Here is a 24,977-nt window from a genome sequence, read left to right on the forward strand (position 1 = left end):
CCACCCTCGCTGCGCAAGACGACTTCGACGGCTGGCGCGACGCCGCGCGCAACCTTGCCGCCGCGCGCGTGGCGCCCTCCGACGTGGTCTGGCAGGTCGGCGAAACCCCCGCCGACCTGTTCGGCGACGAAGCCGTCCTCGAATCCCACGCTCCTGCGTTCAAGGTGCCGCGCCCGTTCGTCGACCTCGCGCGCACCGTCGCGCTCCACGCCGACCCGCAGCGCTGGGCACTGCTCTATACCGCGCTCACCCGCGTGCTGGCGCAGCCGAAACTGGTCGACGACCGTGCCGATCCGCTGATCCGCCGCCTCGACGAAATGGCCAAGGCCGTCCGCCGCGACATCCACAAGATGCGCGCCTTCGTCCGCTTCCGCGAAGTCGACGAAGCCGATGAAGCGGGGGGCGCAACCCGCTACGTCGCCTGGTTCGAACCCGAACATCACATCGTCCGCGAAAACGCGCGTTTCTTCGTCAACCGCTTCACCGCCATGCGCTGGTCGATCCTGACGCCCGAACTGTCGGTCCATTGGGATGGCACGACCCTCAGCGAAGGCCCGCGGGCGACCAAGGCCGACGCGCCCGACGGCGATCCGATCGAGGAGGTGTGGAAGACCTATTACGCGTCGATCTTCAATCCCGCCCGATTGAAGGTGGGCGCGATGCTGAAGGAAATGCCGCGCAAATACTGGAAGAACATGCCCGAAACCGCGCTGGTCGGGCAGTTGGTGGCCGGCGCGCAGGCACGGGAGGTGGCGATGATCGACAAGGCGCGGACGGCGGTCGGTGGCAACATCCAGGCCGCGTGGGCGGCGCTGAGGCAGGAAGCGATGGGCTGTACCCGCTGCGACCTTCACCGTCACGCGACCCGGACCGTGTTCGGCGAAGGTCCGGTCGATGCGCGGATGATGTTCGTCGGCGAACAGCCCGGCGACCAGGAGGACATGGCCGGCCAGCCCTTCGTCGGCCCCGCCGGGCAGGTGTTCGATCGTGCGATGGGCGACGCGGGCATCGACCGCGCAGGCGTCTATGTCACCAACGCGGTCAAGCACTTCAAGTTCGAGCGCCGCGGCAAGCGGCGTATCCACGCCAAGCCCGACGCGGGCGAGATCGACGCCTGCCGCTGGTGGATCGACCAGGAACTGGCGCTGGTGAAGCCCGAACTGACCGTCGCGCTGGGGGCGACGGCGGCGCGATCGCTGCTGGGGAAGGTCGTCACCATCTCCAAGACCCGGGGCGCGCCGGTCGCGTTGCCGAACGGCGGGACGGGTTGGGTGACGGTCCACCCGAGCTACCTGCTGCGGCTGCCCGACAAGGTTCAGGCGGAAGACGAGTATGCGCGTTTCGTCGAGGACTTGAAGGCGGCTGCGGCGTTTGTCGAGTAGCCGTCGCACCCGCCGGCACCCTCTTACGTCGTCTCTTCTACCCTTCTTCATTGCACCGGCCGCCACTTTGTGGTCGTGAAGCCTACGCAGGGCGGCGAGGGGCATAAGTGGCGAGCGATCCGGTCATGGCGAGCGTAACCGACGCCGGCGCGGTCGCGGCGCAGTGGCTGACCGCCTACTGCGGCGACCGGCCCAAGGGCGATGTGTTGTGCACCGCGCGTGGGCCCGATCAGGCCGCGTGGCTGATCGCGCTGGAGGAACTGGCCGGTATCGGCAGCGGCGCGCTCGACGAAACGCGCGAGCGGGTGCAACGTCACGCCAGCGACATCGGCACGGGCTTCCGCGTCGCCGGCGAAGTCGCCGAACGTCCCTGGCCGGTGTCGCCCGTCCCGCTGCTGATCGGCCGCGACGAATGGTCAAAGATCGTCCGCGGCGTGACCCAGCGTGCCGACCTGCTCGAAACGGTGATCGCCGATATCTACGGCCCCGGACGCCTCGTCGCGCAGGGCCATCTGCCCGCCGCGATCGTCACCGGCAGTCCGCATTTCCTGCGCCCGATGGTCGGCCTGACGCCGCCGGGCGGGCGGCACCTGCATTTCTATGCCGTCGATCTGTGCCGCGGCCCGGCGGGCGACTGGCGTGTGCTGGCCGATCATGTCCGCGCGCCGGTGGGGGCGGGCTATGCGCTGGAGAACCGGCTGGCGGTCGCGCGGACGATGGGCGGGCTGCAGTCACGGCTCAACGTCGAGCGTCATGCACCCTTCTTTGCTGCCTTCCGCGAAGGCTTGGCCGCGGTGTGCCGCCGCGCCGAACCTCGCATCGGTCTGCTGACGCCTGGCCGGTTCAGCGCGAGCTATGCCGAACAGGCGCATCTCGCGCGCTATCTCGGCTTCCTGCTGGTCGAGGGCGCCGACCTCGCGGTGCGCGAGGACCAGCTGTATGTCCGGACCATTGCCGGCTTCAAGCGGATCGACGCGTTGTGGCGCCGGGTCGATCCGCGGCTGCTCGATCCCCTGGCATTCGATTCGACGTCGCGGATCGGGGTCGCCGGGCTGATCGACGCGATGGCGACCGGCAATGTCGTGCTGTCGTCCGCGCCGGGATCGGGCGTGGTCGAGAGCGCGGCGATGAACGCGTTCCTGCCGCAGCTGGCGACACGGCTGACCGGCGCAAGCCTCATCCTGCCAAACGTCGCGACATGGTGGTGCGGGGGCGGTCCCCAAGCGTCCGAAGTTCGCGCCAACCTCGACCGCATGGTCATCGCGCCGGCGTTCGATACCGTGCCGCTCGGCCTGCCCGGCGGGCGACCGACGCTCGGCAGCGATCTGGGCGCCGAGGCGCGCGCGTTGCTGCTCGCCGACCTCGACCGCCGCCCGCAGGATTATGTGGGACAGGAGGTCGTCCGCCTGTCGACCATGCCGGTCGTCGCCGACGGCGAACTGGCGCCGCGGCCCTTTACCCTGCGCGTGTTCGCGGCGCGCGACGCCGGCGGGCGGTGGACCGTGCTGCCCGGCGGCTTCGCCCGGATCGGCGAGCATCCGGACGAGCGCGCCGCGATCATGGGGGAGGGCAACTGGTCCGCCGACGTCTGTATCCACGGGCCGGAGCCGGTCGCTGCCGTTTCGCTGCTGCCGCCCGCCGACACCGTCCACCTGCGGCGCAATCCGGGGACGCTGCCCAGCCGCGTCGCCGACAACCTCTTCTGGCTCGGGCGGTATCTCGAACGCGGCGAAGCGCTGCTGAGCGCGATCCGCGTCCTGCTCGGCCATTCGATCGGCGCGGATACCGGGGCGGCGCTGTCACCCGAGACGGTGTGGCGGCTGGTCGGGCTGATCGTCGGCGCCGGTGCCGCCCCGCCGCCCGAGGACATCGCCCGCCCCGACCTGGTCCGTTTCGCCCGCACCGCGCTGGAGGCGGAGACCGGCTACAGCGTCCGGATGGTCAATCGTCAGGCGCGGATCATCGGCGACGGTTCGCGCGACCGGCTGTCGGCGGACATGATCCGCCTGCTCGATGCGCCGCACCCGACGCGCGGACACCTGCTCGACCGCGCGGGCTCGCTTCAGCGCCGCTATGCCGCGCTTGCCGGCCTGTCGGCCGAACATATGGGGCGCAGCGACGGTTGGCGGTTCCACGACCTCGGCCGCCGGATCGAGCGCGCGACGACCGTCGCATCGGCGGTGCGCGCGCTAGGCGGCGCCACAGCGAGCGCGGACGATCTGTCGACGCTGCTCGACCTGGCCAACAGCCAGATCAGCTATCGCCAGCGCTATCTGACCGGCATCGCCCGCGTTCCCGTGCTTGATCTCGTCGCGCTCGATCCCGGCAACCCGCGCGGTATCTGTTTCCAGGTCGATGCGATCGCCGATCATCTGCGCCGCCTGCCGGTGCTCGACGACGATGGGCTGGCTGAACCGCAGCAGGCGCTGGCGACCGAACTCACCGCGCGCGTCTCGACGCTGCGCGCGGTCGACATCGACGAGGATGCGATGACCGACATCGGCAACCGCCTGTCCGCGCTGTCGAGCGCGATCGCCCGCCGCTACTTCCTGCAGGGCGCCGAGCCGCTTCGCGCCGCCGGGCTGACCCTGGCATGATGCGCTACGCCATCAAGCACATCACGCGGTTCGACTATGCCGCGCCGGTCGGCTTCGCGCGCTGCAACCTGCGGCTGAAGCCGATCCTGTGGTCGGGACAGACGCTGGTCGACTATGACCTGACGATCGAGCCCGGCGGGCGGACCTTCCCGGCGCGCGCCGAGGCGGGCCTCGCCAACGTTACCCGGCTGGTCGTCGAGAGCCCCGCGCGGTCGCTGACCATCACCAGCAGCGCGACCGTCGTCGTCGACCGTCCGATCCCGGTTCCGGCACCCTCAGACCCGACGCTCGCCGACGTGGCCGCGCTGGCCCGTGCCAGCCGCGACATGGGCGCCGCGAGCCCCGCGGCCTATCTGTTTCCCAGCCCGCGTATCCCGCTCGATCCCGTCATTCGCGACTGGTGCGCGGCCGAGCTCGCTCCCGACCGTGGCGCGCTGGAGGCGGGGATGGCACTTGCCCGGCGCATCCAGACCGACTTCGCCTTCGATCCTGCCGCGACTTTGGTCGACACGCCCCCGCGCGAGGCGTTCGATGCCCGCGGCGGGGTGTGCCAGGACTTCGCGCAGATCATGATCACCGGCCTGCGTGCCGCCGGCCTGCCCGCTGCCTATTGCTCCGGATATCTGCGCACCCTGCCGCCGCCGGGGCAGGAGCGGCTGGTCGGAGCGGACGCCACCCACGCCTGGGTGCTGCTCTGGTGCGGCCCCACGCATGGCTGGGTCGGCGTCGATCCGACCAACGGCATCTGGATGGCAGAGGACCACGTCGTCATGGCCATCGGTCGAGATTATGCCGACATCGCGCCGATCGACGGGGTGGTGCTGGGGTCGGGCGCGCAGAAGATGCACGTGTCGGTGGATGTGGAGCCTCTGGGCAGCGGGATCGCTGCGTGAGCGATTTCGAATTCGTCTTCGCGCTTTATGGTCTGCTGCTCGGCCTGTCGCTCGCCGAAGTGCTGGGCGGACTGGCGCGGACGATCGAGGTGCGGTTGCGGCCGGGTTCGGCGTTGCGTGTCGGCTGGCTGACGCCATTGCTCGGCGCGTTCGTTCTGCTCGACCTTCTGTCCTTCTGGCGCGCAGCATGGCTGGTGCGCGATACCATCCTCGTATCGGGCCATGCGTTGCTGGGAGTCACCGCCTTTGCCAGCGCCTATTATCTAGCGGCGCATCTCGTGTTCCCACGGGATGTGGAGGCGGCCGGCGATCTTGACGCGCATTTCCGGCGCATCCGGCGGGTCGTGATCGGCATTTTGCTGGTGCTCTTCAGCAGCCAGATGTTGTGGTATGCGACGATCCCCGCGCTGCAGTCGCAGTTGCTGCGGCCTTGGTCACTCGGGCTTACGACGGTGCTGGCGATACTGATGATCGCAGCGATGTCGACGCGCAGCGACCGGTGGTCGCGCGTCGTGATGGCGGCGCTGGTGGCACGCTATGTGGGGGCGTATCTGGTGTTTTGACACTGTCGCCGACGCTTGCTCACCCGCTGAAGATCACCGCCACCCCGCATCCATAAAGTAATCATGCCCCGTAATCATCCGCGCATCGTCAGACGCGAGGAACAGCGCCAGCGCCGCCACATCGGCAGGCTGGATTCGCCCATCCAGACACTGTGCCGCGACGATCTCCGCCTCGCCTTCCGGCGTGTACCATTTCTCCTGCCGCGGTGTCTGGACGTTGCCGGGCACGATCGTGTTCACGCGGATGCCATGCCGCCCGAGGTCGCGCGCGAGGGCCCGGGTCATCCCTTCGATCGCCGCCTTGGCGGTCTGGTAGAGCACGAGATCGGGCAGACCCAGATGCCAGCTGATCGACCCCAGGTTCAGGATCACCCCGCGACCCGCCGCCTTCATGCCCGGCACCACGGCCTGCGCGGCAAAGAATTTATGGCGCAGGTTCACCGCGATCCGCTCATCCCAGTACGCCGGCGTCACGTCCTCGACGGTGTGGCGGTCGTCGTTCGCCGCGTTGTTGACCAGCACATCGACCGGCCCGATCGTCGCGAACGTCGCCTGGAGCGCGGCGGTATCGGTCAGGTCGCAGGGGTGGAAGGTCGCGCCGGTCCGTTCCGCGACCGCGCTGCCGTCCGAGACGTCGAGGAAATCGACATGCGCCCCCTGTCCTGCGAACGCCTCGACGAAACCTTCGCCGATCCCCGACGCGCCGCCGGTCACGATCACGCGCCGCCCGTTCAAGCTCGGATAGGTAGCACCGCTCACGCCAGGAGCCCTCGCTTCGCAAGATTCGTCATCAACGCGCCGATCCCGACGTTCCACCGCGGCGCGTCGGGACAGTGGACCACCCGGTTCACCAGCCGCCCGAGCCGCGGGTTGGCGATCGTCACCACGTCGCCGGGTCGATGGGTGAAGCCGCGCCCGGGCACATCGCGGTCGTCGGTCGGCGCGAACAGCGTGCCGCAGAACAGCGCGAAACCGTCCGGATAGTCGTGCTGGCTCAGCGCCTGGCGCACCAGTTCTGCGGGATCGCGGCTGATCTGGTCCATCGAATTAACGCCGTTCAGCACATAGCCCCCCGGCCCGTCGATCCTGAGCGTGATCTGCGCGGCGCGCACGTCGTCGAGCGTGTAGCCGGCATCGAACACGCGGATGAATGGCCCGACCGCGGTCGCCGCACGATTGTCCTTCGCCTTGCCGAGCAGCAGCGCCGACCGCCCTTCGAAATCGCGCAGGTTGACGTCGTTGCCGAGCGCGGCGCCGACGATCGCGCCATCGGGCGCGACGATCAGCACGACTTCCGGTTCGGGGTTGTTCCAGGCCGAATCGTCACGCACGCCGATGTCCGCGCCCGCGCCGACCGACGACAGCGGTGGGCCCTTGGTAAAGATTTCCGCATCCGGGCCGATCGCAACTTCCAGATATTGCGACCAGAGCCCGTCCTCAATGAGCGCGGCTTTCAGTTCCGCCGCATCGTCCGACCCCGGTACGACCGAGCGCAGCGAGCCGCCGATCCGCCCTTCGAGGCGCGCGCGCACACCCGCCGCCGCGGTCGCGTCGCCCCGCGCAGCTTCCTCGATCACACGTTCGAGCGCGGAATTGGCGAAGGTGACGCCCGCCGCCTTGATGCACTGGAGGTCGATCGGGCTGAGCAGCGTGGCGTCGATCGTATCGAGCGCGCCGATCGCTATGCCGCCCGCGAAGTCGCCGCCCGCGATTGTCTGAGCAACGGTCGGCGCGACCCGGCTCACGTCATGCGCGATGCCGCCGCGGACGACGACCGGTGTCGGCCCTTGCCCCACGTCGATTCGTCCGATCAGCAGCGCATCGCGCCAGTCCTCGGGCAACAGGGTGGGGTCGATCGGCATCGTCCTCTCCGCATCTTGATAGCGCTAACTTTGCGGGGTGGATGTGCGAACGTCAAGGGCGGGCGATACGCGCCTCCAGCCAGCGCGCGGCGGCGTCCGGCGTCTGCTTGTCCGTCTCGCGATCGACCAGGTAATTTGCTCCGCGCATCGCCGCGACGGGGATGGCGTTCAGCAGGGGGCGCAGTGCCCCGACGAATTTCGCGTCGCCCGCGCGCGTGGGGGACAACAGCAGGATCGCGTCGTAGCGTGGAATGGCGCCCCGCGTGTCCTTCAGCACCGTCGCCTTGTCAGCGGCGATCCGGCCATCGGAGGAAAAGGCAGAGATGACGTCAGCCTGCCCCGTCCCCAGCGCCTGATACATGAAGCTCGGCGCATAGGCGCGCGTGCTCGCGAACCGCATCGGGTAGGACTGGCGGACGGCGACCCATTCCGGCCGGTCGAGGAATTCCAGATCGCTCGCCAGCCGCAGCCGTGGCGACGCGCGCGCGAGGTCGTCGAGCGTTGCGATGCCCGCCGCCCGCGCCGCACCTTCGCGCATCGCAAAGGCATAGGCATTCTCGAACCCCAGCGTCCCCAACAACCGCACGCCGCCGGTGGCCTGCGCCCAGCGCGCGATCTCGGGGAGCATTCGGGCGGCGGGCGGCACGTCCTGGCGCTTCATCTCGCTCGCCCAGATCGTGCCGGCATAGTCGACATACACGTCGATTGTCCCGGTCTTCAGAGCGCCATAGGCGACCGCCGACCCCAGCCCTTCGCGATATGCGACGTCATAGCCCGCGGCCTGCAACCGCGCGCCGATCACCCGGGCGAGGATGAACTGTTCCGAGAAATTCTTGGCGCCGACCACGACTGTCGGGCGGGTCGGGGCAAGGCGGGGCAGGGCGGCGACACCCACACCGACCACCAGCACCGCCAGCGGCCCGGCCCACAGCCACCGCCGCCGCGTCGCGACGCCGCGCTCGGCCAGCCCCAGCAGCCCGTCGATCGCGATCGCGAGCCCCGCCGACGCGACGCAACCCGCCAGCACCAGCGCCCAGCTCTGCGTCTGGAGGCCGGAAAAGATCAGGTCGCCCAAGCTCGGCTGGCCTACCGTCGTCGCGAGCGTTGCCGCACCGATCGTCCACACCGCCGCCGTGCGGATGCCCGCCATCAGCACCGGCAGCACCAGCGGCATCTCCACCCACAGCAGCTTCTGCCGCGCGGTCATGCCGACCCCATCCGCCGCTTCGATGACAGCCGGGTCGATTTCGGCGAGTCCGGTGACACCGTTGCGCAGAATCGGCAGCAGCGCATAGAGCGAAAGCGCGAGCAGCGAGGGCAGGAAACCGAGCGGCGGCAGGCCGAGCCACAGCAGCAGCGGGAAGAACAGCGCGAGCAGCGCGAGAGCGGGGATCGTCTGGACGAGGCTCGCGAACCCCAGCGTGACCCGCGCCACCGCCGGGCTGCGCGCGGCGAGTAGGATCATCGGCAGGGCGAGTGCGAGGCCGAGCACCAGCGCCGAGCAGGACAGCAGCAGGTGGCTGGCGAGCAGATCGGGCACGCGGGCGAAGGCGGCGGTCATGCCCCCAATCCTTCCAGCGCGCGGATCTGGCGACGGGGGACGTCGACCAACTCTTGGGCTTGCTGACCGCCCTCACCGGCAATCAGCGCCGCGGGTGTCGCGTCGGCCACGATACGGCCGTTCGCCATCACCAGCACACGGTCGCTGAGCAGCAAAGCCTCGGCCATGTCGTGCGTCACCATCAGCGTGGTCAGCCCCAGCCGGGCGTGCAGCGCGCGCACTGCCTGGCCCAAAGTGTCGCGCGTCATCGGGTCGAGCGCGCCGAACGGTTCGTCCATCAGCAACAACCTCGCTTCGGCGGCGAGCGCGCGGGCGACCCCGACCCGCTGGCGCTGCCCGCCCGACAGCGCGTCGGGGCGACGCGTGCCCACTTCACGCGGCAGTTCGACCAAATCGAGCAGGTCGTCGACGCGCGCCGGATCGATCTGCCCGGCAAGCCGCAGCGGGATCGCGATATTCTCGGCGACGGTCAGGTGCGGGAACAGCCCGACGCCCTGGAAGACATAGCCGATCCGCCGTCGCAGCAGATGCGCGGGCTCGGCATCGACCGGCGTGCCATCGGCCAGAACGCGGCCCGCGCTCGGTGTCACCAGCCGGTTGACGGTCTTGAGCAACGTCGACTTGCCCGACCCCGACCGGCCGACCAGTGCGACGAAGCTGCTGCGCACGATGTCGAGCGACACCCTGTCCACTGCGGTCGTCCCGCCGGGATAGGCGACGGTAACATCGTCGAAGCGAAGGGCGCTGGGCGTTGGCATCGGCGGCAGAGTGCGCGATGCTGCGCGCGAAGGCAAAGGAAGAGGTCAAGCGTGCAGGCGATCTTCATCACCGGCGGGGCGTCGGGTATCGGTCAGGCGATCGCCAAGCGGTTCGCCGCCGAGGGCTGGCGCGTAGGCCTCGCCGACGTCGATGCGTCCGGCTTGGCGGCGACGGCGGCGATGCTGCCGGGCGGGGCCGAAACCTACGTTATGGATGTCCGCGACCGCGACGCGTGGGCGGCGTCGCTTGACGACTTCACCGGCAAGACCGGGCGGCTCGATGTACTGGCGAACAATGCCGGTATCCCGTTGGGCGGGCCGCTGGCGGAGGCGGCGTTAGAGGACATCGACCGGACGATTGCGATCAACCTGACCGGCGTCATCAACGGGGCCCGGATCGGCCACGCCTATCTGAAGCGGACGCCCGGATCGTGCCTGCTCAACACCGCATCGGCCTCGGCGATCTATGGGTCGGCGGGGCTGGCGATTTATTCTTCGACCAAGTTCGGCGTGCGCGCGCTGACCGAGGCGCTCGACGGCGAATGGGCGCGCGACGGCATCCGTGTGCGCGGGCTGGTCCCGGCGTTTATCGACACGCCGCTGCTGGCACATCCGACCGCTGGATCGAACCGCTCGATCCGCGAGACGGTGACGGGCGCGGGGCTGGAGCTGTCACCGGTCGAGGATGCGGCGGAGGCGGCTTGGCGGCTTGTCCATGGCGACGCGCTGTTCGCCTATGTCGGCAAGACCGCGCATCGGTTGCGGTTCGCGGCGCGGTGGATGCCGGGGCGGTTGCGGAAACTGTCGCGGAAGCGGTTTGGGTGAGCGGGGGGCTGTGTGTTCAAACGCACCGTGCTCCCGCGGAGGCAGGAGCCCAGGGTTATAGAGCGATGCGTTCCGCCACTCTGGGCTCCCGCCTGCGCGAGAGCACGGCATCGTTTCAGAGGCATTTTGCCTTAGGCGAAACGCAAGTGATTGAACCGGGATCGGTCTCGAGGTCAGGCATTGACCTTGCCCGCCCATCCCCGTTCGCCCTGAGCTTGTCGAAGAGCTGCCCTTCTTCGTGCAGGGTGCTGCGACGTCGAAGAAAAAGGACAGAGCTTCGACAAGCTCAGCACGAACGGGATGGGGGGGGCTTCCATCTGGCGGCCATGGGCAAGGCCCATGCCGTCGGACGGCGCCATCGGCGCCGCCGGCCGGCCGGGCCGTGCGCCAGCTTTCACCGGCGCCGTGTCGGCGGTTACTCCGCCGCCACGCCGGCCCGGCTGAACATATCCCCGCCGTCTTCGCCAAGATCCTCGTTCGCCGCCGGCACCGACGTCTTCGCCTTCTGGCGCTTGTCGAAGCTCGACCACACGTCGTTCCACTGGCCCTTCGTCGCGCCCTTCGAATATTCGGTCGCGCGCTGTTCGAAGAAGTTCGCATGCTCCACGCCGTTCAGCAGCGGCGCGAGCCAGGGCAGTGGGTGCTCCTTGATCATGTACATCGGCTTCAGGCCGAGTTGGTTCAGGCGCCAGTCGGCGATGTAGCGGATGTACCGCTTGATCTCTTCCGGTGCCATGCCGTTCACCGGACCCTGTTCGAACGCCAGGTCGATGAACGCGTCCTCCAGGTCGACCGTGGTGTGGCACATGTCGCGAATGTCCTTCTTGACGCTGGGCGTCAGGCAGTCGCGCTCCTTCACGAAGGTGTGGAACAGCTTGATGATGCCTTCGCAGTGGAGGCTCTCGTCGCGCACCGACCAGCTGACGATCTGGCCCATGCCCTTCATCTTGTTGAAGCGCGGGAAGTTCATCAGCATCGCGAACGACGCGAACAGCTGGAGCCCTTCGGTGAAGCCGCCGAACATCGCGAGCGTCTTCGCGATATCCTCATCGGTATCGACGCCGAAGTTCTGCAGATAGTCGTGCTTGTCCTTCATTTCGGCATATTCGAGGAACATGCCGTACTCGCTCTCGGGCATGCCGATGGTGTCGAGCAGGTGGCTGTACGCCGCGATGTGGACCGTCTCCATGTTCGAGAAGGCGGCGAGCATCATCTTGATCTCGGTCGGCTTGAACACGCGGCCGTATTTCTCGTGGTAGCAGTCCTGCACCTCGACGTCGGCCTGGGTGAAGAAGCGGAAGATCTGCGTCAGCAGGTTGCGCTCGTGATCGGTCAGCTTCTGCGCCCAGTCGCGGCAATCCTCGCCCAGCGGCACTTCCTCGGGCATCCAGTGGATCTGCTGCTGGCGCTTCCAGAAATCATAGGCCCAGGGATATTCGAAGGGCTTGTAGGTCTTGCGGGCGGAGGTGAGGGACATGGGGGCTTCCTTACGGGATTCTTACAACAATATCGATTGGGCTGCGTGTGGATTATGGGGATTGGCTCCACTGCCACATGGCGGTCGCGCTCATCGCCAGTACGACGCCGCCGGACAGCGCCATGATGCCGATCATGCGGAAGGCGTAGACCTGTCCCGCCGTGCGCGGACGGGCGAGCGCGAGCAGGAGTCCGGCGCCGATGACGCAGAATACCAAGGCGACGGCGTACATGATGATGCTCTCCAGCGGCATCATGCAGCCAACTTCGCAGCAACGCGTTCAGCCGCCGTACCACCAACAGGAGACGACACATGGCCGACGCATCTGCGATCAAGGAACATATGGAAGTCATCGGCGCCGATGGCGTCCATGTCGGCACCGTCGACAAGGTCGAGGGCGACCGCATCAAGCTGACCAAGAAGGATTCGGGCGCGCAGGTCGAGGGCGCCGAGGGTGAACACGCCGGGCATCACCACTTCATCTCGCTCGGCCTGGTCGCCGATGTCGAGGGCGACAAGGTGCGCCTGAGCGCCAACGCCGACGTGGCGGTGACGTTCGAGGAAGAAGAGAACGCCGGCTGAGGCTTGGCTGTTCGCTACGGCGATCGCCCCGGTCCGCGTCGCGCGGGCCGGGGTTTTTGTTGCAGCGAAGGATAGCGTTACGCTCATTACATCCTCGTCCGTGGCGCCACGCCGTCAGACGGGACGGCGGCGCCGCCCCGCTGCCCGTCGTGGCGAGTCGGCGGTTTGCTTACGCAAACCGCGCGCCGCCCGTTACTGACACGCCAGACACTCGTCATAATCCGTGCTCTCGCCCAGATTGAACTGCGGTTTGGCGAGCGTGTTGTCCGCCTCCACGCCGCCCTGGCCTTCGCTGCCGGCGAAGCCTGCACGCTGGATCGACTTCGAGCGCAGGTAATAGAGCGACTTGATGCCCAGTTCCCACGCGCGGAAGTGGAGCATCAGCAGGTCCCACTTCTCGACGTCGGCCGGAATGAACAGGTTCAGCGACTGCGCCTGGTCGATGTAGGGCGTGCGGTCGCCGGCGAGTTCGAGCAGCCAGCGCTGGTCGATCTCGAAGCTGGTCTTGAACGTCGCCTTCTCGTCGTCCGACAGGAAGTCGAGGTGCTGGACCGACCCGCCATGCTCCAGGATCGAGTTCCAGATATTGTCGCTGTTCTTGGACTTGTCCTTGAGCAGCCGCTCGAGATGGACGTTCTTGACGCTGGTCGAACCCGACAGCGTCTTGTGCGTGTAGATGTTCGCGGGGATCGGCTCGATGCAGGCGCTCGTGCCGCCGCAGATGATGCTGATCGACGCGGTCGGCGCGATCGCCATCTTGCAGCTGAACCGCTCCATCACGCCCATGTCGGCGGCGTCGGGGCAGGCGCCGCGTTCGACCGCGAGCTGCATCGACGCCTGGTCGACCGCGCTGCGGACATGCTTGAAGATGCGCAGGTTCCACGACTTGGCCATCGCACCTTCCATCGGCAGGCCGCGCGCCTGGAGGAAGCTGTGGAAGCCCATGACGCCCAACCCAACCGAACGCTCACGCGCGGCCGAATAGGCGGCCTTTTCCATGCCGGGCTCGGCCCGGTCGATGTAATCCTGCAGGACGTTGTCGAGGAAGCGCATCACATCCTCGACGAAGCCCTTCTCGTCCTTCCATTGGTCCCAGGTTTCGAGGTTCAGCGACGACAGGCAGCAGACCGCGGTGCGATCGTTGCCAAGGTGATCCTTGCCGGTCGGCAGCGTGATTTCGCTGCAGAGGTTCGAGGTCGAGACCTTGAGCCCCAGGTCGCGGTGGTGCTTGGGCATCGTGTTGTTCACGGTATCGCTGAACACGATGTAGGGCTCGCCGGTCGCCAGGCGGGTTTCGACCAGCTTCTGGAACAGGCTGCGCGCATCGACCTTGCCGCGAACCGAGCCGTCCTTGGGCGACAGCAGGTTCCATTCGGCGCCGTCGCGCACCGCTTCCATGAAGGCGTCGGGGATCAGCACGCCGTGGTGCAGGTTCAGCGCCTTGCGGTTGAAGTCGCCCGAGGGTTTGCGGATTTCGAGGAATTCCTCAATCTCCGGGTGGCTGATGTCGAGATAGCACGCCGCCGACCCGCGACGCAGCGAACCCTGGCTGATCGCGAGCGTCAGCGAATCCATCACGCGCACGAACGGGATGATGCCGCTGGTCTTGCCGTTCAGGCCAACCGGCTCGCCGATACCGCGGACGTTACCCCAATAGGTGCCGATGCCGCCACCGCGCGACGCGAGCCAGACATTCTCGTTCCAGGTGTCGACGATGCCGTTCAGGCTGTCGGGCACCGAATTGAGGAAGCAGCTGATCGGCAGGCCGCGGCCGGTACCGCCGTTCGACAGCACGGGCGTCGCCGGCATGAACCACAGGCGGCTGATATAGTCGTAAATGCGCTGGGCATGCGCCGCGTCGTCGGCATAGGCCGACGCCACCCGGACGAACAGGTCCTGGAAGCTTTCGCCGGGCAGCAGATAGCGGTCGCGCAGCGTGTCCTTGCCGAATTCGGTCAGCAGCGCATCGCGGCTGTGATCGACATCGACCGGGTACGGCGTCGCGACATGGCGCGAATCGCGTTCCGCCGTGGCGGCGGGGGCGGTCGTTTCCGCCGGAGTTTCGATGGTCGTCGCGTCCGTCACGTCGCTCTCCGCTGTGTCCCTGAAATCCATCGCGCCGTCCTTTTTGTCTCGCTCGACCGGGGACGACTCGCCGCACCGGTTCTTAATCCAACGGCCCGGAACAAAACAGGACCATTTTGGTGCCAAGGGGCACAAGCCGGTGAACGTGCGATATGTGCCGCACGATCCTGTCACCAAGGCTTGGGGTTGGTCCCCCGACACAACCACAACAGATTGTGCCCAATCGGATCGGAAGGCAAGTCGCAACGCTCGAATGCCAGGCTGCTGTTCGTCGCCCAAAGGGCTCCGTTCGCGGGCCGGCCCCCACGCGACGCGTGGACTTTCCTCGCCTTTTCGAAACGCAAGAGTCGGCGGTTATGGTGAAAAAAATTTTGCTGTGGATCAGCCATGCACAGCTGGCGATTGTGGTCCGCCCGAACGCGGCATAGCGTCGGTCCGGGATAGAGGAGAGACGGCGATGCGCGCGGCAGTGATCGGAATCATGGTATTGGCGACGCCCGTCGCGGCGCATGCACAGAGCCGCGCTCCGGCGATCGTCGAGCTGCCGCTGGCGGACCTGTCGGCGCGCATCGCCAGCGGGCAACTGACGTCGCAGGCGGCGACGCGGCTCTACCTTGATCGAATCGCCGCGATGGACCGACGGGGGCGGACGCTGCGCAGTGTCATCGCGATCAATCCGGACGCACTGGCGCAGGCGCGCGCGGCGGATGCGCGGGCAAAGGCGAAGCGGCGGCTGGGCCCGCTCGACGGCGTGCCGATCCTGATAAAGGACAATATTGAGACGCTCGACCCCGTCGCGACAACCGCAGGCAGCCTGGCGCTGAAGGATAATGTCACCCGCCGCGACGCGCCGGTCGTCGCGCGGTTGCGGGCGGCGGGTGCGGTGATTCTCGGCAAGGCTAATCTCAGCGAGTGGGCGAACATCCGTTCCAGCCGGTCGATGAGCGGATGGAGCGCGGTGGGCGGACTGGTGCGCAACCCCTATGCGCTCGACCGGACGGCGTGCGGATCATCGAGCGGGTCGGGTGCTGCTGTCGCGGCGAGCTTTGCCGCGGCCGCGCTCGGCACCGAGACCGACGGGTCGGTTGTCTGCCCCTCGGCGATCAACGGCCTGGTCGGGTTGAAGCCGACGGTCGGTGCGGTCAGCCGGACGCATGTCGTGCCGATCAGCCACAGCCAGGATACGCCGGGCCCGATGGCGCGCAGCGTGCGCGATGCCGCGATCCTGTATTCGGCGATGGTCGGCAGCGATCCCGCTGATGCCGATACCAAGGCCGCCGATGCGCACCGGGCGGACTATGCCGCCGGACTGTCCGAAGGCGCACTGAAGGGCGTGCGCGTGGGTGTGCTGCGGCCCGACATGACGCCCGACCTGACGGTGCGGTTCGACGCGGCGCTGGCGGTGCTGCGAGCCGCGGGCGCAACGCTGGTCGATGTCCAGCGCCCGCCCACGCCGGGTCTGGGTGCAGCCGAGCAACTGGTGCTGTACACCGAGCTGAAGGCCGATCTCGATGCCTATCTGGCGACGACGCCGGCGGGGGTGCACACCCGCACGCTCTACCAGGTCATCGCCTTCAACGCCGCCAACCCGGAGGCGGAAATGCCCTATTTCGGGCAGGAGACGTTTCTCGCAGCTGCCAAGACAAAGGGGCTGGCCGACCCCGCCTATCGCGCGGCGCGGGAGAAGGGGCAGGCCCAGGCCGCCGCGGCGATCGACACGATGCTGAAGACGGCGAACGCGCGGATGATCGTGACGCCCAGCTATGGTGCGGCGTGGCCCAGCGATCCCGTCCACGGCGACCAGTCGAGCGACGCCAGCGCCAGCCAGCTGCCCGCGGTATCGGGCTATCCACACCTGACGGTGCCGATGGGCCTGGTCCGATCGTTGCCGGTGGGCCTGAGCTTCATCGGCCCGGCGTGGAGCGAACAGACGTTGCTCGCGGCGGGCTATGCCTATGAGACACGCGCGCAGGCGCGGCAGGCACCACGCTATCTGTCGAGCGCGGATGCCGGATCCGGCATGGATGGCGTGGTCGCGCCGCGCTCCAGCGTCAGGAGGTAATTCTTCGCGCTCAGGCCGCCGGCGAAGCCGGTCAGGGTGCCGTTGGTGCCGACCACGCGGTGGCAGGGCGTGACGATCGACACCGGATTGCGACCGTTGGTGGCACCCACCGCCCGCGCCGCAGTCGGGCGGCCGATCTGCGCCGCGATCTGGGCGTAGCTGCGGGTTTCCCCGTACGGAATCGTGCCGAGCGCTGCCCAGACCTGGAGTTGGAACGGCGTGCCGCGCGGATCGAGCGGCAGGTCGAAGCGGTCACGCGTTCCGGCGAAATACTCAGTGAGCTGCTGCCCGGCCGCGATGAGGATGGGATGGTCCGCGCTCTCGGTGACATCGGTCAGCGCGACCCGGCCGGGGCGGTCGTCTTCCCACAGGACTGCGGCCAGACCCACGTCGCTGGCGATCAGCGTGAGCGTGCCGACGGGGGAGGGCAGGGTTGTCGAATAGAGGGGCATGACCAAATCCTTCCGTGCTCCCGCGCAGGCGGGAGCCCAGGGCGGCGAGCATCGTCCATTGCAACTCTGGGTTCTCGCCTGCGCGGGAGCGTGGCCGTATTTACGAACGACCGCCGGACGCTGCATCCCGCGGCTTGCGCTCAAACCGCCGGGCGACCCGCGCCTGCCACAGCAGGATCGCAGGCGCGATGCCGAGTTCGATGAGCAGACCGACCTGATGCCCGATCGACGGCACGCCGACCATGACGAGCGACCCCAGTCGTGCCAGACCACCGACGACGGTCAGGAAACCGAGCAGTCGCAGCCGGTCGGTCTTGCGCTCGATATCCGGGATGCAGCTGACATAGGCCAGCAGCATCGCGAGGAACAGGCCCGAGACATAACGGAAATGGCTGTCGAGGTCGGTGGGGATGACCGGCGGGCGCCCGAGAAACTTCGGCCCGCCCGCGATTCCGGCGATGGCCGCGGTGAACGGCAAAACCAGGACCAGCGCGACCGCGATCTGGAGTGCGCGTTTCTCGACCGCAGGGCTCACTTGCGTTCGCGTTCCAGCAGCTCGGCGCGGACATGGATCGCTTTCAGCGAAATGTGCACCTCGATCAGGAACAGCGCGAGACCGATGGTCAGCAGGATCATCGTGCCGATGAACAGGATGGCGACCGCCAGCCCGATGTGCAGGTTGACGATCCGCGCGACGAACAGCAGCGCGACGACGACGCAGACGGCGACCGCACTGGCGACGCACAGGCTGATCGCGGCGCTGATGACGCCGATCCGCCGGTCGAGGATGCGCAGTTCCCAGACGTGGCGGTCATGCTCCGGCCCGGTCGAGCGTGGGTGCAATTGCTCCAGCGCGCGAGTGCGATCGATGATCCGCGCCAGCCGGCCGGCCAGCACGTTCAGGATCGCGCCAATACCGGCGAGCAGGAACACGGGCGCGATCGCGGTCTGGATGGTCGCGGCGACGGTCGACAGGCCGGGGGCGAAGGTCATGTACCAAGACCTAGGGGAAGTGACCAAATCGGGCAACGTCCCTCACGTCTTGGTAACCGTTGCGGGACTAGTCCCGACGCGATGACCAAGCCCGTGCCGCCCGCCGACTTCCTGCGCCCGTCGCCGGTCTGTACCGTGCGGACGGAGTACGGACTGCCGCAGGCGATCGACCGGGTCGCCGAACGTGCCGCGCAAACCCACCGATTCCTGCGCCGCCAATGGTTCCAGGCGGCGGTCGATAGCTATGGCGGCGTGCCGCGGACGATCGTCGTGGAGCGCGACGGCGCGCCCATCCTGGCGCTGCCGATTGTATCGGCCGGGCCGAGACCGGTAAAGTTGGTCCAGATCCCCGGCGCCTATTGGCCGTTCCGCAGCTTTCCGGTGCGGGAGGCGACGTTGGGGGCGACATATGGGCTGGCGCTCCGGGAGATGGCCGCCCAGGCGAACGTGCTGCGGATCGGCCCCGTCTACGACGACGATGCCAGTGCGATGCCGCTGATCGCGGCAGCGCGTGCCGCCGGGTGGATCGCCGTGTCGCGCTACATTGCGACCAGCCATCTGCTCGACATCGTCGCGATGCGCGCGGCGGGGCCTTGGCCGCGCAGATCCACACTCAAGAAGAACCGTTTCCACGAGAAACATCTGGGTGGCTACGGCCGGCTCGACTGGGATTTCCACAGCGGCGCGGACTGGATGCCCAGATTGTTCGAGGCGCTGGCCGATGTCGAGCGGGCGAGCTGGATCGATGCCGATACCGATGGCCGCGATGCGAAGTTCACCGCGACCGGCCACGGCGCGTTCTGGCGCGCGGTCGCGACCGATCCTGTGCTGGCGGAGATGATGTGGGCCGCGGTGCTGCGGGTCGATCACCGACCGATCGCCTTCTCGTTCGACATCAATGTCGGCACGCGCAAGTTCGCCATCGCCAACAGCTATGCCAGTTGGGCGGGCAAGCATTCGCCGGGTAAGCTGCTGTATTACCGCAACCTGATGCGCGGCGCCGACGACGGTATCCAGACGGTCGATTGGGGTGCGGGTGACGGTGGGTACAAGGCGACGATCGGCGCGGATGCCGGGCCCGCGATCCGTGACTGGCTGTTGCTGCGACCGGGGCTGCCGGCGGTACTGGGCCGAATCTTCGCCGGGGTCTGGCGCCGGAGCGGCAACCGCGCCTAGGTGGTATTTTGGTCCAGCCTGGCACAAGTCCTTGCGAAAGCTCTGCATCCGATTCCGTTTTGGGGCATGAGCGTGGGGATGAAGCGAGCAACCGCCACGATTCGCGATGTCGCGCGGGAAGCAGAGGTGTCGGTCGCATCGGCATCCCGCGCGCTCAACGGGCACGCCAACGTAACGACCAAGACCCGCGACCGCGTGGTCGCCGCCGCCGAGAAGCTGGCGTACGTGCCCCATCTGGGCGCGCGCAGTCTGACGATGGCGCGAACCAATACGATCGGCGTCGTCCTGCCCGACCTGTTCGGTGAGTTCTTCTCCGAAGTCATCCGCGGCATCGACCGCGGAGCACATGCCGACGGGCTGCAATTGCTGCTGTCGAACATGCATGGCGATGCCGGCCAGACGACGCAGGCGATCCGGGCGATGCGCGGGCGCGTCGACGGGCTGCTGGTGATGTCGCCGGGCGTCGATGCCGCTTTCCTGTCCGCCAACCTGCCGGTCGGGCTGCCGGCCGTAGTGCTGGGAAGTCCGTTCGAGGGCGAAGCCCACGGCTCGATTACGATCGACAACGATGGCGGGGCGCGCGCGATGGTCGCGCATCTGGCGGGATGCGGGTATCGCCGCATTGCGATGATCTCCGGTCCTGCAGGCAATGGTGATTCCCAAGGGCGATGCGTGGGCTTTCGCGCTGCGGTGGCGGAGCTGCTCGGCGACCGCGATCCCGTCATCCTGCCGGGCGATTTCACCGAAGAAGCAGGCCATGCCGCCGGGGCCGCGATCCTGCGCGACCGGCGCGGGATCGATGCGGTGTTCGCGGCCAACGACATGATGGCGGTCGGCTGCCTGGCGGCGCTGTCGGCGGGCGGCATCGTCGTGCCGGACCAGATCGCGGTCACCGGCTTCGACGACATCCCCGTCGCCCGCCACGTCCACCCGCCGCTAACGACGATGCGCGTCCACATCGCCGACATGGGTACGCGCGCCTACGACATGCTGAAGGCGCTGATCGCCGACCCTCAGGCGCCGGGGCCGCCCCCGCAGACGGTCGAGCCGACGCTGGTCGTACGCCAGTCGACGCGCCAGCCGGGCTGATCGCGGCCGCAGGCGGCGTGTGCTACCCGGCGCGCGCGCAGGCTTACCTGCGATCCAGCCACCCACCCGAAAAGCCGATCCGCGTCAGCCCTCGGCGGATGTGCGGATTGCGGCGCATCGTTCGCCACACCAGCCCGCTGCGCCAGTTTTCCGCCATCGTCAGGATGGGGCCCTGGTCGATGCCGAGATAGTCGTTGGCGACCCAGCCGGATTGCGGATCGACCGTCCCCGTGCGGTTGGGCGGATCGGTGAAGGTGAAGCTGGGGTTGAACGCGTCGCGGAAGCCGTAGCGATCCCAGGCGCGGGGATAGCGGTCCTTCATCGCCATCAGCGTGGCGATAGTGGCTTGCGGAGCGAACGGAATCGATCCGCCGGGCGCCGTCGGCACCAGTGTGCCGTCGTCGCGCACGATGCTGGGGCTGACGCCGCGTGCCGAATAGGTCTGGAACGTCCGCGTCTGGCCGTTCACGACGCGCTTGCCGGAGGAATTCTCCGGCCCGTCCGACGCGGTCCAGCCCCACATATGGTCGCCGTAGCCGATCCAGTCGTTCGGATTGCGCCGGCCATAGTCCTGCTGCGCCAGCGTCGCGCGGCGGCTGTTCTCGAAATAATCGATGCCCTTGGACGCGATGAACGGCTCGCGGATGCCGCGGAAATCGACCCAGATATGGCTGTACTGATGGCCGAACAGCGGCTCGAAGGTCAGATAGGTCTGGCCCATGTAGGTGCGCCAGTCCTCGGGCAGGCGTTTGGCCCAGCCCTGGTCCCACGCGTCCTTGGCGACCGGATGGGTCGGCGATCCCAGAGCCAGGATGTAGACCAGCATTCCTTCGTTATAGCCGACCCAGTCGTGCGGCTCGTACCCGCGCTCGGGCCGCCAGCCCATCGACAGGCCCTTCGAATTCGGCAGGTTGGTCGCGGGCGTGTCGCCGGGGCCGCGCTGCATGAAGGTCCACTCAACACGAGCGTACAGCCGTTCCGCCGCGTCACGAATGCGGCGTTCGTCGGGCGTGGCGCGGTCGAAATAGCTCTGCGCGAACAGCACGCCGCCCAGCAGCAACGTCGTGTCGACGCTGGAAAGCTCGACGGTGCGATATCGGTGCCCGCGCTGTAAATCGAGGAAGTGGTAGAAGAAGCCCTTGTGCCCGGCGACGCCGGTTGCGGCAGGCCCCTGTGGCAGGGCGTAGAGGAAATCGAGGCAGTCGGCGGTACGCCGGGCGGCGTCTGCGCGCGACACCCAGCCATGTTCGGCGCCTATGCCGTACGCGGTCAGCGCGAAGCCGATCGCGGCCACGCTGGAGAACGGCTTCGATGGCCAGCGATCCGGTGCGAGGCAGGTCCGCGGATCGGTGGTGTCCCAAAAGAAGCGAAAGGTCCGCTGCGACAGGTCGTCGACGAACGCCGACTGTTCCGGCGAGGCGCGCCAGGCGGCGGCTGACGTCGAGGGGGCCGGCGGCGTCGTCGTCGCGCAGGCGCCGGTCAGGAGGGCGAGGGCGGCAGCAGCGATACGCGGGAACATCGGTGTCTCCGGCAAGGAAAAACCCCTGCGCGACGCCGGAACGTCGCGCAGGGAGAGGAGAAAGGCTTAGAAGTTGAACCCCGTCGACACCTTCACGGTGCGCGGCGGGCCGTCGATGCTGAGGTTGTTGAAGTCACGCAGGCCCGTGACCGAGTTGAATCCGTTGTAGTTGCGGTCGTTGAACAGGTTGATGACGTCAGCGCGGACCCAGATCTCGGTGCCGTCGCGCAGGAAGTTCATGCCGATGTTCTTCTGGAGCGACAGGTCCATCTGACGATAGCCCCAGCGGTCGCCGTTGCCGGCCGCTTCGATCGCAACGACGTCCTTGGTGCCCGGTCCGGTCGTGCCGGGTGTCGAAACGAAGCTCTTGAGCCAGGCCGGCGAGGCGATCTGGAACTTGCCCGACAGCACAAGGCCGAACGGCATGTCGGCAGTGCCGGCCATGACGAAGCGGTGGCTGCGCACGCCCGCCGATCGACGGAAGGGATATTCCTCGATCCGCGAATAGTCGAGGCTGAACACTTCGCCGAACTGCCGGTTCTCGGTCGCCTCGGTGTAGGTGTAGGTCGCATCCAGGCTCCACGGCGAGGTGACCGAGTAGCGCTTCACGAGCTTCGCATAGGCGGTGTCGGCATTGGTCGCGAGACCCTGGTCGCCGATGATGATCGAGCCGAACGGTGACGGCGGATTGCCGAACGGAGCGTCCGGTGCGCCGGTCGCCGGGAAGAACAGTCCGCCCGGACGGCGGTTCCCCAGCAGATAGACGAAGCCATTGCGGCTCTTGACGTGTGAATAGCCAACTTCGGTTTCCAGATTTCCGAACTGGCCACGGAGACCAAGACTGAACTGGTCCGAATACGGCATCTTCAGATCGTTCTTGATGAACCGAAGTTCACGACCCGCACCCGCCGGCAGGCTGGCGATCAAAGCGTCGCGACCAGCTTGTGTAAGATAGGCTTGGTTGAATGCAATACAGGTCGTGCTGGCAGTACACTGTTCACCAGTCGGCAAACCACTGTTCAGGAAGTTAAACGTACGACTGGCGCCGGAACCTTGAGTTAGTTCTTGCTGGATGAAATCGAATTGTGTGCGGTCATAGGAGCGGCCGTAGCCGCCGAAGACGGTGAAGCGGTCGGCGTCGTCGAGCGTGTAGCTGAAGCCCAGACGCGGCTGGAACGCGCCCTTGAACGCACGGCGATTGTTGCCGGTCGAGATATAGTCGGTGATCGCGTAATTCGCGCCGATCAGGTTCGGATAGTTGGCCGGGCTGACCGCGGCGACCTGGGCGGCGGGGGTCACGTAGTTGAGGAACGCCGGGGTGCGTTCATAGTCCCAGCGCAGGCCGAGATTGAGCGTCAGGCGATCGGTGACGTCCCAGTCGTCCTGCGCATACAAGCCGAGCTGGAAGTTCTTCGAATTGATCTGCCGGTCGGCGAAGCCACCGGCGAGCGACTGGAAGCTGATCGTGTAGGGGACCGTGGTATTGAGCGCCGTCGCGCCGAGCGGCGTGAAATAGCGCACCGTCGGGTTGAAGCCGTTCAGTTCCAGCGTGTTCAGCGTCACCCATTTGGTCTTCGCACCCACCTTGAAGGTGTGGCCGTTCAGGCCGGTGTAGGTGAAATCGTCGGAAACCTGCCAGCCCTTCTGGCCCTTTTCCTGGAAGTTGGTGCCGCCGCCGGTTTCCAGCACGTTGCCATCGACAAAGCCGCTGGCATTCGTCGTGACCGGGATGCGGACGCGGTAGACGTTACGCAGCGCGTTGTTGAACGGCCGCGGATTCCATTTCACGTCTTCGTACGCGACCTTGAATTCGTTGACCCACGTATCGGCGCTATGCTGCCAGCGTGCCAGCCCGCGCCATTCCTTGACGCTGGCGATGGTCCGCGTCCCGAACGCGGCGATGCCGCCGTTGAACTGTTCGCCGTCCTCGTCGCGATATTTTGCCGACAGCTCGAACAGGTCGGCCTGCGTGGGCGCAAAGGTCAGCTTGCCGAAGTACAGATTCTCGTTGAACGTCTCGTTCGCGGTACCGTAGTTCGCCGCGAGATCGGCCGGGATCAGGCCGCGCGCGCCAGCCAGCGTCGCCGGGATCGTGATGTCGCGCGGCGTGATGCGGCGCTTGCCTTCATACGTGCCGAAGAAATGCAGCAGGTCCTTGACGATCGGCCCGCCCAGCGACCCGCCGAACTGGATGTCGCGGCTGCGGATCTTGGTCGCGCCGGCCGGAAACAGCTCGATCGGGCGCGCGTCGCGAAAATCCTGGTCCGTGTAATCGACGAAGCCCTGCGCCTCGAACCGGTTCGTGCCCGACTTGGTCACAGCGGTGATCGCGACCGAGCTGACCTGGTCGAACTCCGCCTTGTAGTTGGAGCTGATGACCTTGTACTCGCCGATCGCGAGCTGCGGGAACGGATTGCCCTGGGTCGAATCCTGACCGGTGATGCCGTTCTTGAGGACGTAGTCCTTCTGCCCGACGCCATCGATGAAGATGTTGACGGTGTTCGACGTCTGCGCGCCGCCCTGCAGGCGCGACTGGTCCGAACCGTTGGTCAGGAACTGCACGCCCGGTGCCAGGTCGGCGAAGGCGAGGAAGTTGCGGTTGATCTGCGGCAGCTGCTGGATCAGCCGCTGGGTGATGGTCGTGCCGACTTCGCCGCCCTGCATCGTCTGGATGCGGCTGCCGGTGACGATGATGTCGCCGCTGCCGCCGCCCGACGTCGTCGCCGTGTTGTCGTCGGCGTTGGTCGGGGCCGCCGCAGTCGGCGTCAGGTCGAAATCGAAGACCGCCGCCTGGCCGACGGTCAGCGTGAAGCTGTCGGTCGAACGGGTGCCGGTCGGCGTCGTCACGTCCAGTCGGTACGTGCCGATGCGCAGCGACGGGAAATTATAGCTGCCGTCGGTCGCGACGGGCGAGGTGCGGCGATAGCCGGTCGACGTCTCGATCGCGGTCACTTCGCTCGGCATACCGCCGGCAGGTGCTGCGATACGGCCGCGCAGCGAAGCGTCGTTGACCTGCGCCGCCGCAGGGGCGGCGACCGCGACGCTCGTCAGGGCGGTGCCCAGCATCAGCGCGCCGGCCAGTGCCATGCGCGAACGGCGGG

The 24,977-nt window shown here is 67.4% G+C and carries 21 protein-coding genes; 9 read left to right on the forward strand and 12 right to left on the reverse strand.

All coding sequences use genetic code 11. From position 1 onward, the window contains the following. The 4 genes from ASE86_RS14140 to ASE86_RS14155 all read left to right on the forward strand — a co-directional run. Positions 1-1,382, forward strand: a 1,382-nt coding sequence (locus ASE86_RS14140) for a UdgX family uracil-DNA binding protein (RefSeq protein WP_056428293.1), incomplete at its 5' end; no start/stop codon positions are given. 125 nt (positions 1,383-1,507) lie between these two features. Next, positions 1,508-3,979 carry a circularly permuted type 2 ATP-grasp protein gene (locus tag ASE86_RS14145; protein WP_056429042.1) on the forward strand — a complete coding sequence of 824 codons (2,472 nt, stop codon included), beginning with the start codon at positions 1,508-1,510 and terminating at the stop codon, positions 3,977-3,979. Then, positions 3,979-4,872 carry a transglutaminase family protein gene (locus tag ASE86_RS14150; protein WP_056429044.1) on the forward strand — a complete coding sequence of 298 codons (894 nt, stop codon included), beginning with the start codon at positions 3,979-3,981 and terminating at the stop codon, positions 4,870-4,872. The genes ASE86_RS14145 and ASE86_RS14150 overlap by 1 nt, the downstream gene beginning before the upstream one ends. Beyond that, complete coding sequence (locus tag ASE86_RS14155; RefSeq protein ID WP_056428297.1) at positions 4,869-5,435, forward strand: hypothetical protein; 567 nt, start codon at positions 4,869-4,871, stop codon at positions 5,433-5,435. The genes ASE86_RS14150 and ASE86_RS14155 overlap by 4 nt, the downstream gene beginning before the upstream one ends. A gap of 33 nt (positions 5,436-5,468) precedes the next feature. On the opposite strand, the gene ASE86_RS14160 is transcribed toward ASE86_RS14155, so the two are convergent. The 4 genes from ASE86_RS14160 to ASE86_RS14175 are packed head-to-tail and all read right to left on the reverse strand — an operon-like array spanning position 5,469 to position 9,616. After that, positions 5,469-6,194, reverse strand: coding sequence for an SDR family NAD(P)-dependent oxidoreductase (locus tag ASE86_RS14160; RefSeq protein ID WP_056428300.1), 726 nt, complete (start codon positions 6,192-6,194; stop codon positions 5,469-5,471). Continuing rightward, positions 6,191-7,297, reverse strand: coding sequence for a fumarylacetoacetate hydrolase family protein (locus tag ASE86_RS14165; RefSeq protein ID WP_056428302.1), 1,107 nt, complete (start codon positions 7,295-7,297; stop codon positions 6,191-6,193). Before ASE86_RS14165 ends, ASE86_RS14160 begins: the two co-directional genes overlap by 4 nt. Before the next feature lie 52 nt (positions 7,298-7,349). Beyond that, positions 7,350-8,858: an ABC transporter permease/substrate-binding protein gene (locus tag ASE86_RS14170; RefSeq protein WP_056428305.1), complete on the reverse strand. Its 1,509-nt coding sequence runs from the start codon at positions 8,856-8,858 to the stop codon at positions 7,350-7,352. Further along, the gene (locus ASE86_RS14175; RefSeq protein ID WP_056428308.1) at positions 8,855-9,616 is read right to left on the reverse strand and encodes an ATP-binding cassette domain-containing protein; all 762 of its coding nucleotides are present in this window, start codon (positions 9,614-9,616) and stop codon (positions 8,855-8,857) included. The genes ASE86_RS14170 and ASE86_RS14175 overlap by 4 nt, the downstream gene beginning before the upstream one ends. A 51-nt stretch (positions 9,617-9,667) precedes the next feature. Here ASE86_RS14175 and ASE86_RS14180 point away from each other — a divergent pair, with 51 nt between their 5' ends. Next, positions 9,668-10,441, forward strand: a complete 774-nt coding sequence (locus ASE86_RS14180) for an SDR family oxidoreductase (RefSeq protein ID WP_056428311.1) — start codon at positions 9,668-9,670, stop codon at positions 10,439-10,441. A 415-nt stretch (positions 10,442-10,856) separates the two neighbouring features. Here the strand turns inward: ASE86_RS14180 and ASE86_RS14185 are convergent, their stop codons facing one another. Next, complete coding sequence (locus ASE86_RS14185) at positions 10,857-11,918, reverse strand: ribonucleotide-diphosphate reductase subunit beta (protein ID WP_056428314.1); 1,062 nt, start codon at positions 11,916-11,918, stop codon at positions 10,857-10,859. Positions 11,919-11,970: 52 nt separating this feature from the next. Beyond that, the gene (locus ASE86_RS14190; RefSeq protein WP_235524125.1) at positions 11,971-12,174 is read right to left on the reverse strand and encodes a hypothetical protein; all 204 of its coding nucleotides are present in this window, start codon (positions 12,172-12,174) and stop codon (positions 11,971-11,973) included. 56 nt (positions 12,175-12,230) lie between these two features. On the opposite strand from ASE86_RS14190, the gene ASE86_RS14195 reads away from it, so the two are divergent. Further along, on the forward strand, positions 12,231-12,500 hold the full coding sequence (locus tag ASE86_RS14195; protein WP_056428316.1) for a DUF2171 domain-containing protein: 270 nt from the start codon (positions 12,231-12,233) through the stop codon (positions 12,498-12,500). Between the two features lie 192 nt (positions 12,501-12,692). On the opposite strand, the gene ASE86_RS14200 is transcribed toward ASE86_RS14195, so the two are convergent. Then, on the reverse strand, positions 12,693-14,615 hold the full coding sequence (locus tag ASE86_RS14200) for a ribonucleoside-diphosphate reductase subunit alpha (RefSeq protein WP_056428320.1): 1,923 nt from the start codon (positions 14,613-14,615) through the stop codon (positions 12,693-12,695). A gap of 427 nt (positions 14,616-15,042) precedes the next feature. Here ASE86_RS14200 and ASE86_RS14205 point away from each other — a divergent pair, with 427 nt between their 5' ends. Beyond that, on the forward strand, positions 15,043-16,647 hold the full coding sequence (locus ASE86_RS14205; protein WP_056428323.1) for an amidase: 1,605 nt from the start codon (positions 15,043-15,045) through the stop codon (positions 16,645-16,647). Here ASE86_RS14205 and ASE86_RS14210 read toward each other — a convergent pair. The 3 genes from ASE86_RS14210 to ASE86_RS14220 form a co-directional block, all read right to left on the reverse strand. Next, complete coding sequence (locus ASE86_RS14210) at positions 16,575-17,099, reverse strand: methylated-DNA--[protein]-cysteine S-methyltransferase (RefSeq protein ID WP_056428325.1); 525 nt, start codon at positions 17,097-17,099, stop codon at positions 16,575-16,577. The two genes, ASE86_RS14205 and ASE86_RS14210, sit on opposite strands and share 73 nt — an antisense overlap. A gap of 100 nt (positions 17,100-17,199) precedes the next feature. Beyond that, positions 17,200-17,634 carry a DUF4345 domain-containing protein gene (locus ASE86_RS14215; RefSeq protein WP_056428328.1) on the reverse strand — a complete coding sequence of 145 codons (435 nt, stop codon included), beginning with the start codon at positions 17,632-17,634 and terminating at the stop codon, positions 17,200-17,202. Then, the gene (locus ASE86_RS14220) at positions 17,631-18,092 is read right to left on the reverse strand and encodes a DUF2721 domain-containing protein (RefSeq protein WP_056428331.1); all 462 of its coding nucleotides are present in this window, start codon (positions 18,090-18,092) and stop codon (positions 17,631-17,633) included. The genes ASE86_RS14215 and ASE86_RS14220 overlap by 4 nt, the downstream gene beginning before the upstream one ends. An 81-nt stretch (positions 18,093-18,173) precedes the next feature. Between ASE86_RS14220 and ASE86_RS14225 the strand changes: the two genes are divergently transcribed. Together ASE86_RS14225 and ASE86_RS14230 are read left to right on the forward strand one after the other, a co-directional pair. Next, the gene (locus ASE86_RS14225; RefSeq protein ID WP_056428335.1) at positions 18,174-19,268 is read left to right on the forward strand and encodes a GNAT family N-acetyltransferase; all 1,095 of its coding nucleotides are present in this window, start codon (positions 18,174-18,176) and stop codon (positions 19,266-19,268) included. Between the two features lie 78 nt (positions 19,269-19,346). Further along, entirely contained in the window at positions 19,347-20,357 is a 1,011-nt protein-coding gene (locus ASE86_RS14230) for a LacI family DNA-binding transcriptional regulator (RefSeq protein ID WP_082441944.1), read from the forward strand. 43 nt (positions 20,358-20,400) lie between these two features. Here the strand turns inward: ASE86_RS14230 and ASE86_RS14235 are convergent, their stop codons facing one another. Together ASE86_RS14235 and ASE86_RS14240 are read right to left on the reverse strand one after the other, a co-directional pair. Next, positions 20,401-21,876, reverse strand: a complete 1,476-nt coding sequence (locus ASE86_RS14235; RefSeq protein ID WP_056428340.1) for a glucoamylase family protein — start codon at positions 21,874-21,876, stop codon at positions 20,401-20,403. 66 nt (positions 21,877-21,942) lie between these two features. Continuing rightward, positions 21,943-24,977 (reverse strand): TonB-dependent receptor (locus tag ASE86_RS14240; protein ID WP_321162996.1); only part of this gene is annotated, 3,035 nt, incomplete at its 5' end.

The sequence above is a fragment of the Sphingomonas sp. Leaf33 genome, from assembly GCF_001421785.1.
GTDB lineage: Bacteria > Pseudomonadota > Alphaproteobacteria > Sphingomonadales > Sphingomonadaceae > Sphingomonas.